Genomic DNA, 14,154 nt, shown 5'->3' with positions numbered 1-14,154 from the left:
TTTAACTTTAAACAACAGCCATTTATGGACCGGAGTTATTTTAAAGATCTTTTAGCCTATAACCACCACTACAACCAAAAGCTGGTGGAAATATTTCTTAAAGAAAGTACAGACGAAAAATCCCTACAGTTGTTTTGTCACATGCTCAATGCCCACCACATATGGAATGCGAGAATAAATGGGAAAAAGGCCGTTTACAGCGTATGGGAAACACATCCCGTGAGCAGGCTGCAGGCGATGGACAAGAAGAATTATGAGGACTCGCTGGCTTTGCTGGACAAAGTGGATACCGACCAAACCATATCTTATACCACTTCCAAAGGGGATGCCTTCGAAAACAGGATCATCGATATCCTGTTTCATATCATCAACCATTCTACGTATCACCGGGGACAGATCGCTCTGTTGTTCAGACAGACGGGACTGGAGCCACTCATCTCCGATTATGTTTTTTATAAAAGATGACAAGCGAGGTTGAAGGAGCTCGACCTGAGTTTTATTGATAGTCCAGCCTCAGCTTTCCCCGGAACTTCCCATGGTCACCCACATCCGGCCTCCATGCGGATTTGCCGATGATTTTATCGCTCTTCATCTTCCCTTAAAAATTGTATTTAATAATTGCATAAATGTTGTTTATAAAATATAATTATATTTTACCAAAGCAGGCTTTGATTATCCTTTTTATAAGATTATTTTGCATATACATTAATCTTTATACTGGTTACCATGTAACTTATTTTTAGCTACGAACGGTGTGGCTCACAAGGAATGATGGGGCTGTTAAAGGAATTGTTGGAAAATGGATGAAGTGGGGGGGGAAAAGTAGCAATAAATAGACCTGTTAAGGGGTTGGGGTATTTTATCATTAAGAATAGGTGATTCATCTATAATATTTGCTGGTGTGGTGAAGCTTTTTCATATCTTAGCTTGTTTGATCCTCTTGGTGAGGTCGGATTTGAGCTTGGCTCAAACACACGAAACTGTTGATCCCGATTTTTTGGAAGGTGACAAGGCGGCAATTTTAAGCGCTGGTTTGGATTCAATTTTGATGGATGACCAGCGGATATCCTATCTTATCAGCTATCTGGAAAACCATAAAATTCAAGATGATGCCACTGCGGAACTGATCATCACCTATAAGGATAATGCGATAAGTATTGAGCAGTGGGACAACGCACTGACCTTTGTCAACTTGCTTGGGGATTATTTCATTTTTAAAAGCATCGATCATAATAGGGCCTATGCCTTATTGGATGGTTTTTATAAGCATTTGCCGCGTTGCAAAGATCAAAATCAAAAAGCTGTCTTTTATATCGCCTATGCTGAAGCGGCCACTTATTTACAAAACTACCAGACATCACTGGACATACTTGATGAGGCCATAGCTTTTTTGGAGCAAAAACAAGATTCCTCCTTATATGAATTTGGCTATGCTTATCTAAAGGCTGGAGAAAACAGCGGTAAAATAAACAATATTGCCGAAAGTGTAGAATATTTTGAGACCGCAAAGAAAATCTTTACTCACCAGGACAACCAATTGATGTATTTGTGGGCGCAGAACGGGTTGAGCCAGCTATACAGTAGAAATGGACTGTATGACCAGGCCAAAGCAGCCCGGCAGGAAGTTTTTGAAAAAGGAAGAGATCTTGGTGAATACCAGGTGGTGGCCGTTGCCCGTCTCGGAGCTTGTACCGAGGCGTATTTGCAAGGGGACGCTCAGGAAGAATTGTCACAAATCAGAATGGCTCTGGCGGAAAGGAATGAGGCTTCGGCGTTACAAAACGTGGTAGACGTCATCACGTTATCTTATGCCGTGATGGCTTATGCGAGAAATGGGAAAATAGACTCTTCCAATATTTATAAAGAAAAACTGGAAGGCATGGAAGCGCATCTGAAAAGCCCTTTTCTCGGTCTGTACCGCCATATGGCACTAAGCGAGAATGCCTTGTCGGCAAACAGCCTTGATAAAGCGGAAGTGCATGCTTTGACGGCCCTGGAAAGTGTAAAAGCCTCCAACGAAGTTCATAATATCATCAGACTCGAAGGGTTGCTTGGAAACATCTATGAGGAGAAAGGCATGTTAGCCAAAGCCATTGAACATTACAGAAATTATGCGAGAATAAAAGATTCGATAGATAACAGTATTTCCAGAAGGAGATATGCCTACGTGCAAACACTTTATGAAACCGAAAAGAAAGACCTCGAAATAGCCAGACAAAGACAAGATATTGTTTTACTCAATGCCAAAAACAAAGAGAAAACCTATTGGATGCTTTTTGGGTTTTTGATCCTGATCACCGGTTCCGGGTTTTTGTGGATTTTTAAGTCCAGAAGTTTTGCCAGAAAGCAGCATCGGCTCACAGAGCATTTTTCCCAGGAATTGCTGCGCAATCAGGAAATAGAACGGAAACACATTTCCAGAGAACTGCATGACGGTATCGGCCAGCAACTGACCTTGATCACCAAAAGGGCCAGGGACCTACAGCACCAGGAATTGCTACAGTTGTCGCAGCAGACTCTGGAGGAAGTAAGGGCGGTATCCAGGGGCTTGCGTCCGCCGGCATTGGACCAATTGGGTTTGACGGAAGCCATTCGACACCTTATCTGTGATTTTGATGAAAAATACAACATCATCTTTACGACGGAGCTGGATTGGATAGATGCGTGCTTTGACAAGGAAAGTAACGTCAACCTCTACCGCTTTATCCAGGAAGCCATCACCAACATTGTAAAACATGCCGATGCCACGGAGGTGTTGATTGCGCTCGAACTAAACGCAAACAAGCTGAGTGTATTGATAAAAGACAATGGAAAGGGTTTTGATTATGGCAACAAACAACAACAGCACAGCCTGGGGCTCAAAACGATGAAAGAGCGCGTCAAGATGATGTGTGGCGAATTGGAAGTCATCACATCCCCGAATAAAGGCACCACCATTAAAGCAATTTTATACCGAAATTATGGACAAACCAAGCATATTGGTAGCCGACGACCATCCCTTGTTGTTGAAGGGATTGGTGGACGAACTCTTGGCTAAAAATTACAATGTGGTGGCCCAGGCCACTACAGGTTTACAGGCCCTGGAAGCCATCATGGATAAAACACCCTGCATCGCCATTCTCGATATTGAGATGCCCCTTTTTTCGGGCATGGAAATTCTGGCTAAGGCAAAGAAAGAAGGACTCAAAACGAAATTTATCATACTGACTTCACACAAAGAAGAAGACTTTATCTATAAAGCCAGGGAATTGGGGATAGATGGCTACCTGCTGAAAGAAGAACCCATTTCCGAAATCGAGAAATGCATTCAAAAAGTGCAGAAAGGCGAAACCTACTTCAGTAATACTTTCAAAGAAATATTGGAAACAGCGATCAATCCTCAATTACAGAAGCTAAAACTGCTGTCCCCCTCGGAAAGGACCATTCTCCGGATGGTGGCCCAGTCCCTGACCTCCAAAGAAATCGCCGGACAACTCCTTATTTCTTTCCGTACAGTTCAGAAGCACCGTAGCAACATTATCCATAAACTCGATATTAACATCGGTGAAGAACAGTTGGACCGCTGGGCACAAAGATACAGGACGCTAATTCTTTCGCTTTAGTACACTATTTTTCGCCATTGTCGTTGGGAGTAGTCCCCCCTACGTAAAACCTGCGACTCCTACGCATTTACTTGTGTAATATACGGTCGTATTTTTACAATGGAGTAAATGCATTTCTTCTTTTTAAATTTTGTTCAACACGATTAAGCAAAAAGAATCATGAAAATTAAGAATAACTATGGTAAAGAGGTACTGGTGTATTTTTACAAACCCACAGACACGGCCTATCTGGCAGCCCTGGCCGAGCGGTCTATCAATGAGGAGGAAACGGGTGAATACCGTGAAGACACTTTTCTTCAAGTGAAAATCAGTATCAGGGATGGTAAAACCATATTCGATGAGCAAATTGTCAAACCGGGACAAATGTATGATATGGATGGGGATTATATCCTTACAAAGGATAAAAAATTCGTAAAAGCGTCTGTTGCTTTTGAAAAGACTGAACTTAAAACAAAGAACATCAAAACTTTTCAATTTGTGGACGCCAGGGATTTTAACAGTGAAACTTCCCGGAAGATCTCCAATTCTTTTAGCAGCGCCTATTCACAATCGAAGGGGATCGCGAGTGAATATTCCGAATCTGAGGAATTTTCCATTAGTGGAGAAGTCGGCGGTTGGTTTGGAAATAGGGAAAGTAGGGGAGGGGTTAACGGGAAAATTTCTGCCGGCTTTAGAAGCCAGGTGGTTCGTGGCCTGACCGAGACTTACGAACAATCAGTTACCAAGACCTGGAGTAAAACAGTCAGTGATGAGTTTAATTTTAAGCCCGGGAAATTTTATATGCTTGAGGTCACCTGGCAAGTAAGAATCCAGGAGGGAACGGCAGATTATTTTGGCGAGACGACCGATTATGCGGTTATCCATTCCGCGGAAGGTTCGTTGACCAAACCGGCTGCATTTAACTCACCGGAAGAGCTTCCTAAAGCGGCTAAAGAGACGTATCACAGTTTATTAAAATCAAATGTGTTAAAAGCTTGATCTAGTCATCAATTAAAATCGAAGGAGGCTGTATCATAAGTAACCCGTCACTGCGATTCCGGTGAAAATTGGAAAAATCCGCCTTCCTGAGGGCTGGCAATCTAATTATGCACAGGAGAGTACATGGAGATTTTGTGGGTGACGGTTGAGACAGTCTTATTTACATACGTACCCCTACGTAAAACCTGCATGTTTTGCCTATTTATTTGTATCCCAAATCATCATAGCTTTGAACAGGGAAATGATGGTGTTGTTCTACACCATTTCTTACCGGAAGTTTAATTGCGCACCTATAGGTTGTTCGGGTATAAACTTGGGTTTAAATGTGGGGAAATATCAACTTAAGTATAATTGTGTTTTTTTGTTACAAGGTTATCGGTTGAGTATGTTGGGGCTTTTTGGTTTTAGGGTGATCGGTTGTGGTCTGTCCCATGAGGAATTTGTAGCAACCGGGTTTAGTTCAGACACGCACCGGGCAAGGTTTGAGCGCAGGGGGTTTTGTAGAAAAGACCTGCGGAACAAAAGTCTGAGCTGTGCCCACAGCATGTCTTGGGTCTATTTTTTGGAACAGCTCAAAAAGTACCCGGACGTTTATCATCGTAAGCAAGTGCAGGCCTGTCTGGAAAAAATGGACAGGATACGCACGGACATCTTTAAACTGGACCATCGGAAGGGGGAATTGGAAAAGCAAAAGCTCACAGGAGACATAGCCGCAAGCGCCCCCCTGGGGCAGTTGCATGAGGACTATGGTGTACTTATCCGCGAATTAGAGCATGTGCTTCAGGTTTTAAAAAAGCATTTTCGGGATCAGAAATGACAATCAATTTTCTTAAATAAATTTTTACACATAACTAACAAAATAATGGATGAATTTATCGGAGTGATCAAGCTATTCGCCGGCAATTTTGCCCCCAGAGGATGGATGTTTTGCCAAGGACAATTACTGCCTATTAGTCAAAATCAAGCCTTGTTTGCCATTCTTGGCACCACCTACGGAGGCAACGGGACAACCACATTCGCTCTGCCCGACCTGAGAGGCAGGGTACCCATAGGTACCGGAGTGGGTCCTGGGTTGCCTGATTACAGAGAGGGACAAATGGGCGGTTCGGCTGCCAACACCCTAACGGTAAACAACCTGCCTCCCCACAACCATTCGGTTTCTCCGGAAGTGAAAGCCAGCAGCAAAAACGCTACCGAGCAGGTTCCCGGAACCAACGGCGCCAATACCCTGGCTGCTCCGTTGGCCAGCGGCAGGCCTGCTCAGGCGTATAACAATGAGGCGCCTGATGTGGCCTTGAATACTACGGGAGGGATGGCTGAGGTAACCGGCAATACAGGCGGTGGTACCCCCGTAAACAACATGCCGCCCTACCTTGGGCTGAACTATATCATTTGCTTGCAGGGGATTTTTCCGCCGAGGGAATAGGTGTCGGCTTTCCTTAAGTGGGAGATTTAAGATCTGTTCGAAAGGGAGTGAATCTCCCTTTCCTGTTCTGTCATGTCGACAAGGTGGGTGAAGGGATCGATTCCAACAGATGATTCCATAAATAAAGTCAATAGTAATCTTTTGAGATATGAAACATTTTTACCCGGCTGCCCTTCCAAAATGGCTGCTGCTTTTGCCGGTATTATGCGCTAGCCTGTCCCAGACCCTGGGCCAGACTACCTTCAATGAAACATTTGATACTCCAATAAGCCCTTCCCCTGCCACCAGTTTTACCAGAACCCTGGGAGGAGAAGTGTTTGTTTTTGAATTTACGAATGAGGGAGACGGTGGTGACTTTGCCTGGGAAAACCAGTTCGGTGAAGGAGATACTCCTTCGATAAATTTGGGATCAAGTATTTTCAATACAGGAACGGAAGAGCGGGTTACCATTTCCAGACAAGACCGGGCAGACTTTATTTTTACCAGCATATTTATTAACAATACGGCTGGGGAAACGGTAACCGTTCAGGGATACAAGGGTGGTACTGTCGTGGGAAGCTCTCAGACAGTTGCTACCGGCGCAAGCGCCACACTGTCCCTAGGGAATATTACCGTGGACGAAGTACGGATAAGCTCCACGGATTTTTTCAATACCAATATCGACAGCTTCACAGGGAATACGGATGTGCCGGAGCCACTCCAAATAAACAGTATTTCATCCTTCACCAGCGATTTTGATCAGATCGTAGTTAACGCCACGACTGATGGATCGCCCTCCCCCGGATCCAACGAGCACTTTGTGGGTTTTGCGGTTCCTTATGGAGATGATTTCACCGTGGAGAATGGAGTGGCTCCGGCAGCACAAGGCTTTGTTGTGGGTAGTGTTAATACTGGCCCCGGAACCCTCTCCGTTACATTCGACGGGCTGGCTCCAGGCAGATACGACCTCAAGCTTGGTTCCGCAAATTGGAACGGTAGCAACCCCGAAACCTACAACTACAACATTCAAGTCAATACCAACAGATATACATTGGCCCCTGAAGCCAGTGGTTCCATACAGGATATAGTAACCACACCAAACCAGTCTTTTATCACACTCAATTGGGACTCAAGTGATTTGGAAGATTGGGTGAGTCTTAGAATATTCAGAGGAAGTCATTCAACCCCTCCAAATGGAGGAGGGCCTATTTTTGGGACCAGCAATGTTATTTCAAGTGGTAGCCCCCAACAAACCTCCTTTACATCGTTATCACCTGCTACAGCTTACGATTTTACATTCTACGCCCTGAATCAATTCGATGGCCAATCGCATACCAATAGTTATATAGAGGTAGGGACTGTCAATAACGTATATACCCTGTCCACGTTGCCAGGCGGCCCGGCTGCCAATCTCCAGCTTAGTAGTGACCCGCAATCCCAATCGGAGCTTAGCCTTGAATGGGATGCTCCATCCAACACCTCGGGCTACCTGGTGTACGTCAACCAGGGTACTGTACCGGCAAATATTTCATCAGTTCAAAACGGTCAGGCTCCGCCTGCTGAAGCTGAAGAGGTATCAGGCCCCGACATCGTACTTGGCGGACTAAATGCAGGTACCCAGTATACCGTAACGGTCATTCCTTTCAACAGAAGTGGTACAAATCATGCCACGGCCCATTACAGAACATCAGACGCCATTTCGGTATCGTTTTCTACCTTGCCACCCGATGATGAAGTAGATGTATCTCTTGATGCCGCCGGTACCGCCATATCTTCCGTTGCCAATTCTCAGGGAGAGGCTACTTTTGTGATGGGCCTTACCCTTGAAGATGAAGGGACCGATGGAGCCGATCTGCTACTGGATAAGCTGACCATCAGAAAGTCAGATACCGATGATTTTGACGATTGGACCCAAATACTGGCGGGTGCAGTGCTGGTAGACAGCGACGGGCGCTCCGACTATACCGGTGTTGATATTTTTGCAGACCGGATTGAATTCTCAGGATTTGACCAAGCCACGAACAGAACCGGTGGGATTCAAAATGGGGCAAGCAAAGGGTATGAACTCTATATTTGGCTGAAGGAGACCGTGGACGGCGGCCTGGATGAAAACATGGACGGCAGCCACTTTGGATTTGAGGTCACTCCCGGTGTGGATATTGAAACCGCCCCCAGTTCCAGCGGCATCCGCACGACGGAAACCATTTCCACATCAGGTACTGACAATGAAGTGGTGGTAACCGCCACGGATTTGGCCGTAACTACACAGCCGTCAGCAGATGCCAATGCGTATTTTCCATTTGATCAGGCAGCTACAGTACAAGCGGTAGACGCAAATGGAAATTGGAGCAAGCGATTTACAAGTACGGATTTTGTGGTTTCCAATACTGCCAACATCGCGCAGAGAAATACACCGGACCATAATGCGATTTCTGATGGCTCTTTGACTGCATCGGACCTTGGCTTTTTCTCCTCTGGTGTCACACGTATTGTTTTTACGGATGTGCCTACAGGTTATACCACTCAAACCGATGAAATAACGATTAACCCGACCATAGGCCTTTCCAGTCCCGGAGGCGGACTGAACAGCGGAACGCTGGAAGGCGGCTCTCAAAACCAGGCGTTAATCGGTGTTGGATTCTCGTATTTTGGAAGTTTTTCGTTTACGGATATTACGTTTCAGATCAATGAAGATCCGGCCGGTAAAATTGAAAACATCAGGCTGGTAAGCAGCGGCACGGCGACCTCCTATAACGAAGCCAACCACGCCACCAATGTAGTTGCGGAAAACCCTGTATATGATGCCGGAGAGCTCAGGTTTACAGTGGCTGACCAGGATTTCACAGGGGGAGCCAATGTCCAATTTCAATACTATTTCCTGATTGCTGACGTGGTGGCCGGGGTAAATGAAGATAATACAGACCCCCTGGTGATTTCATTTAACATTAACGGGCCGGGTTTTACCGATGACGCCTATGTTGTGAATGGGGCAACCCTGTCTGAGGAATTTGAGTCAGGAGATAATACCTACGAATTTCAATCTTTCCCGCCGGCCATCAGCAGTGTCGCCGTTCCCTCCGACGGCACCTACGAGAGCGGCAGCACGCTGGAGTTTACGGTGAACTATGATGAAAACGTAACGGTGAACACGACGGGCGGCACGCCTTACCTGGGTATAGTGATCGGCAGCACCACACGACAGGCCGGCTATACGGGTGGCAGCGGCGGCAGTGCGCTGATGTTCAGCTATACCGTACAGGATGAGGACCTGGACTTGGACGGTATCGAGTTGGAGGGTGCCATTCAGCTCAATGGCGGCACCCTGAGGGATGCGGCGGGCAATGACGCGTTGCTTACCCTGGACAACGTGGGAAGTACTGAGAATATCATCATCCATACTATCCGGCCCAATGCTGACAACGTCCTTTATGTGGATCAAAACGTCCCCGGAGGTAGCCAAATGGGCGATTCCTGGGCCAATGCCATCACCGAATTGCACACTGCCCTCTCTTGGGCACAAAGCTGGGATGCTTCCACAAATGGTACCCTTCAGATCTGGGTAGCCGCAGGCAAGTACCTGCCCACCGGTGATCCCACCGACCGCCATGCCACCTTCCGGCTCGTCAGCGGGGTGGAAATATACGGCGGCTTTGACGGTACAGAAACCGGCCTCGAAGCCCGGGACTGGGAGCAAAATGTTACGATACTAAGCGGCGACATCGACGAAAATGACAACGACATCGACGGCATCATCACCGATGTAACGCAAATTCAGGGAGACAACTCCTACCACGTAGTCACCGGCTCCGGGGCGGAAGATACCGCCGTGCTGGACGGCTTTACCATTACCGGCGGGAAGGCAAACGGAAGCACCATGAACTTCGATGGAGGCGGAATATACAACAGTTCCGGGTCGGCCACGTTCGTCAACCTGATCATCAGGGGCAACTCGTCGGCGAACTTTGGCGGTGGAATGTTTAGCTCATCAAAAAACCCCACTTTGATCAATGTTGTCTTCAGTAACAATGAGTCAAACACCGGTGGTGGAATGGCTAATATCTTCAGCAGTAGCCCCAAACTGACCAATGTCACCTTCAGTGGCAATAGTGCAAATAATAATGGGGGCGGGATGCATAACTTTTCCAACAGCGCTCCCAAACTGACCAAGGTTACCTTTTCCGGGAACACCGCAAACGGAAGCGGCGGAGGGATGCATAATGTAAGTCAAAGTAGTCCCATATTGAGTAATGTTGTCTTCAGCAGCAATGAGGCAAATAACGGTGGTGGAATGTATAATTCGGATCATAGCAATCCCGAACTGACCAACGTCACGTTTAGTGGCAATAGTGCAAATAATAATGGAGGCGGGATAGGTAACGACTCAGAAACTACCTCCTTGTTAACCAATGTGTCCATGCATGGAAACACGGCAAACAATAATGGCGGCGCAATATACAGTGAATCCAACGCTGAAGCATTTGTCCGAAACAGTATCATCTGGGGCAACAGTGCCACGAATGATCCACAGGTAGGCGGCCCTGCATCGTATGCCCACAGCCTGGTAGAGGGGATGGATTTGACGGGTGACGGGCCAAACAACCTGGATGGAACCGCGATCAGTCCGCAGTTCGTCAGTGAAGATCCGGAGCACGGTGAGTATTTGCACCTGAGGGTCACCAGCCCCGCCATCAATGCCGGAGACAATGTCCGTTACGAGCAAGTGGGCGACTTGGAAAACGATCTGGATCTGGCCGATAACCCTCGCCTGGTAGGCGGCACCATCGATATGGGGGCCTATGAGGTGCAACATGAGCCCCAGACCATTACCGCCGAAAATATCACCAAAACCTATGGAGACGAAGCCTTTACCCATGGCAGCAGTGATAGCGGCTTACCACTGACCTATAGCAGTGCCAATATGGCTGTAGCAGAGATTGTGGAGGGACAGATCAGCATAGTGGGGGCCGGCACAGCCACCATCACTGCCTCTCAGGCTGGTGATGATAATTATCTCCCTGCTGCGGATGTGGAATTTACACTGACTGTAGAAAAAGCTCTATTGACGATTACGGCAAATGATGCTACTGGAGTGTATGACGGTGAGCCATTCACAGGCGGCAATGGGGTTAGCTATAGTGGTTTTGTCAATGGAGAAGATGAATCCGTGCTTACCGGTACATTGACCTATAGTGGCGATGCGCAGGGCGCGACGGATGTGGGTACCTACGGGATCATACCGGAAGGGCTGAGTTCTGAGAATTACGCCATTACCTTTGAAAGCGGTACGCTGACCATTTCCCAGAGTGAAGTGAATGAGTTGATCTTCAATGCCCAGACAGTAGGGACAACGGTGCAGCGCATCTATGGGGGCGGAATTATCAACGGGGCGGCGACGGCCTCTTCGGGTCTTATAGTAAATTATGAAAGTGGCGATACTACCGTAGCTACCGTTGACGCAGATGGCAATGTACAGATCACAGGTGTGGGTGTGACCACCATTACGGCTACCCAAGCAGGAGACACCAATTATGCGCCCGCGGATCCTATCAGTTTTAACCTGGAAGTGTTGCAAGCCACCCTGACCGTTACAGCAAATCACCAGTTCAAAATTTATGATGGGCTGCCCTATAGTGGTGGCAATGGGGTTAGCTATAGTGGTTTTGTCAATGGAGAAGATGAAACCGTGCTTACCGGTATATTGACCTATAGTGGTGATGCGCAGGGCGCGACGGATGTGGGTGCCTACGGGATCATACCGGAAGGACTAAGCTCTGAGAATTACGCCATTACCTTTGAAAGCGGCACGCTGACGATTTCCCGGAGTGAAGTGAATGAGTTGATCTTCAATGCCCAGACAGTAGGGACAACGGTGCAGCGCATCTATGGGGGCGGAATTATCAACGGGGCTGCGACGGCCTCTTCCGGCCTTATAGTAAGTTATGCAAGTAGCGATGCGACTGTAGCTACCGTTGATGTGGACGGCAATGTACAGATCACAGGTGTAGGCACTACGACCATTAAGGCTACCCAGGCGGGCAATGTCAATTATGCCCCGGCAGACCCCATCAGCTTTAACCTTGAAGTACAACCTGCACCGCTTACGGTAACGGCCAATGACGCCACAAAAGTCTATGACGCCCAGCCCTTCAGCGGTGGCAGCGGCGTCAGCTACAGTGGTTTTGTGAACGGAGATGACGAAACGGTGCTAGACGGCGTACTGACCTACGGCGGCAGTTCCCAGGGTGCGACCGAGACGGGCAGCTACGCCATCGTGCCGGATGGATTGACGGCGGACAATTACCTGATTGCCTATGTGCCGGGGACGCTGACCGTCGTACCCTCGGGCGGTAATGTGCTGATCTTTAATGCCCGTACGGCAGGCGGCACAGTCAATGTTACCTACGGGGCTTCCCCTTTGGATGGCAGTGCACAGGCGACTTCCGGATTGCCTGTGACCTACGCGAGCAGCAACACATCGGTTGCCGCCGTAGCTACGGACGGCAAGGTGACCGTCGCAGGAGCGGGTACAGCGACCATTACGGCCAGCCAGCGGGGTGACAGCAACTTTAACCCGGCCACGGACATCCGCTTTACCGTTCAGGTATCCCGGGCCCCATTGACCGTCACGGCACTGAATCAAAGCAAAATTTACGACGGCGAGCCCTACAGTGGTGGCAACGGTGTCAGCTACAGCGGCTTTGTGAATGGCGAGGACGAAAGCGTGCTGGACGGTGCGTTAAGCTATCAAGGCAGCGCACAGGGCGCCGTAGACGTGGGCAGCTACATGATCGAACCGGGAGGCTTTACTTCCGGCAATTACAACATCACCTACCAGCCGGGTAGCCTGACGGTTGCGAAAGCGCCTCTGACCATCAGGGCGGAGGACAAAACCAAGGTTTATGGTGGGGACAATCCCGAGCTGACTTTTGTATACGAGGACCTTGTCCCCGGGGACAAGGGAACGGCTGTTCAACCGGGTATAGCCACAACGGCCACCGCCAACTCGGGCATAGGTATATATCCGATCACCCTGTCTGGCGCGGCTGATAATAATTATGACATCACCTACCGGCCGGGGAGCCTGACGGTTACCAAAGCCCCATTGGCGGTGACGGCCCATGAAGGGCAGACCAAGCTGTACGGGGATCCCGATCCGGTGTTTGCATACCATGCCGAGGGCTTTGTGGCAGGGGACGATGAACATATCCTGTCGGGCGTACTGGCAAGGGAACCGGGTGAGTCGGCGGGTGAATATGCGATAGGGATAGGCACACTCACGGCCGGGAATAACTATGCGATAGAATTCATGGGAGCGGATTTCAGGATCATTGGGGCGGCGATATCCATGATCATGGACCCCGCGGACCTGGAGACACCATGGGGGACCATGCCCGAGCTTCCCGCCCAGATAGTGGCCGTAGATCAGGGAGGAGGCTTTTTTGAGGTACCGGTCCTCTGGGAAACGGCAGGCATGGACATCCATGCCAGGGGCAGCTACAGGGTGACCGGCAGGCTGCAGTTGGAAGAAGGTATCCTGAATCCGGACGGACTGGGCAGCAGTTTTGTGCTGACGGTACTTCCGAAGCCCCGACCAACAGACCTGTACATTGACAACCCGGTCTTCGCACCGGAGGCTACACGGTTTTTCTTTGAGATCGGTGAGTTGGTGGTGGTGGACGAATGGGATGATTTTCACCGGATTGAATTGCTGGGCGACGGCGCGGATAACCGCTACTTTGAGGTGCATGACGGCCGTCTGTACTGGAGCAGTGCGGACCGGGCCGAGGGCAGGACGGTGTTCCGTGTTAGACTCCGGGTGACGGACCGCGACGGCAACGAACTGGACCGGGTGCTGGAGCTGGAGCGCGAGCGAACAGGCCTGCAGGAGATAATGATCCACAACAGCTTCACGCCAAACGGTGACGGGCTGAACGACAGTTGGGGGATCAACGAGCTGCGTTTCCACAGTGGGGTCCGGATCTCGGTGTTTGAGCGCAGCGGTAAGCGGGTGTTCTACACGGAAGATCCAGACGTACGGTGGGACGGCACTTTCGAAGGCCGGGATGTTCCAGTCGGCACCTACTACTACGTGGTGGAGGTCCGTGAGCAAGGCCAGAGCAGACGGGGCTTTTTGACAGTGATCCGGGAGTAGGTGAGTACAGCGTACCC

At 48.9% G+C, this 14,154-nt stretch carries 7 protein-coding genes; all 7 read left to right on the top strand.

The window, feature by feature from the left end:
- Window positions 1-24: 24 nt before the first annotated feature.
- The 7 genes from ACFPFU_RS13885 (at window position 25) to ACFPFU_RS13855 (ending at window position 14,137) form a co-directional block, all read left to right on the top strand.
- A complete protein-coding gene (locus ACFPFU_RS13885) occupies window positions 25-465 on the top strand; it encodes a DinB family protein (protein WP_377065365.1) in 441 nt (146 codons plus the stop codon).
- A gap of 436 nt (window positions 466-901) precedes the next feature.
- On the top strand, window positions 902-3,037 hold the full coding sequence (locus ACFPFU_RS13880) for a tetratricopeptide repeat-containing sensor histidine kinase (RefSeq protein WP_377065364.1): 2,136 nt from the start codon (window positions 902-904) through the stop codon (window positions 3,035-3,037).
- Window positions 2,961-3,602: a response regulator gene (locus tag ACFPFU_RS13875; protein ID WP_377065363.1), complete on the top strand. Its 642-nt coding sequence runs from the start codon at window positions 2,961-2,963 to the stop codon at window positions 3,600-3,602. The genes ACFPFU_RS13880 and ACFPFU_RS13875 overlap by 77 nt, the downstream gene beginning before the upstream one ends.
- Window positions 3,603-3,761: 159 nt before the next feature.
- Window positions 3,762-4,580 carry a hypothetical protein gene (locus tag ACFPFU_RS13870; protein WP_377065362.1) on the top strand — a complete coding sequence of 273 codons (819 nt, stop codon included), beginning with the start codon at window positions 3,762-3,764 and terminating at the stop codon, window positions 4,578-4,580.
- A gap of 361 nt (window positions 4,581-4,941) precedes the next feature.
- Complete coding sequence (locus ACFPFU_RS13865; RefSeq protein WP_377065361.1) at window positions 4,942-5,397, top strand: hypothetical protein; 456 nt, start codon at window positions 4,942-4,944, stop codon at window positions 5,395-5,397.
- A gap of 45 nt (window positions 5,398-5,442) precedes the next feature.
- Complete coding sequence (locus tag ACFPFU_RS13860) at window positions 5,443-6,006, top strand: phage tail protein (protein ID WP_377065360.1); 564 nt, start codon at window positions 5,443-5,445, stop codon at window positions 6,004-6,006.
- A 148-nt stretch (window positions 6,007-6,154) separates the two neighbouring features.
- On the top strand, window positions 6,155-14,137 hold the full coding sequence (locus tag ACFPFU_RS13855; RefSeq protein WP_377065359.1) for an MBG domain-containing protein: 7,983 nt from the start codon (window positions 6,155-6,157) through the stop codon (window positions 14,135-14,137).
- Window positions 14,138-14,154: the final 17 nt, after the last annotated feature.

Source organism: Negadavirga shengliensis (assembly GCF_042652345.1).
Taxonomy (GTDB): Bacteria; Bacteroidota; Bacteroidia; order Cytophagales; family Cyclobacteriaceae; genus Negadavirga; species Negadavirga shengliensis.
The sequence above is the reverse complement of the archived record's forward strand: the minus strand, read 5'-3'. Positions and strand labels throughout refer to the sequence as shown.

Bases quoted from the DNA above. Each gene is read 5' to 3' on its own strand.
- ACFPFU_RS13885 (WP_377065365.1), top strand. From the start codon at position 25: ATGGACCGGAGTTATTTTAAAGATCTTTTAGCCTATAACCACCACTAC.
- ACFPFU_RS13875 (WP_377065363.1), top strand. From the start codon at position 2,961: ATGGACAAACCAAGCATATTGGTAGCCGACGACCATCCCTTGTTGTTG.
- ACFPFU_RS13870 (WP_377065362.1), top strand. From the start codon at position 3,762: ATGAAAATTAAGAATAACTATGGTAAAGAGGTACTGGTGTATTTTTAC.
- ACFPFU_RS13860 (WP_377065360.1), top strand. From the start codon at position 5,443: ATGGATGAATTTATCGGAGTGATCAAGCTATTCGCCGGCAATTTTGCC.
- ACFPFU_RS13855 (WP_377065359.1), top strand. From the start codon at position 6,155: ATGAAACATTTTTACCCGGCTGCCCTTCCAAAATGGCTGCTGCTTTTG.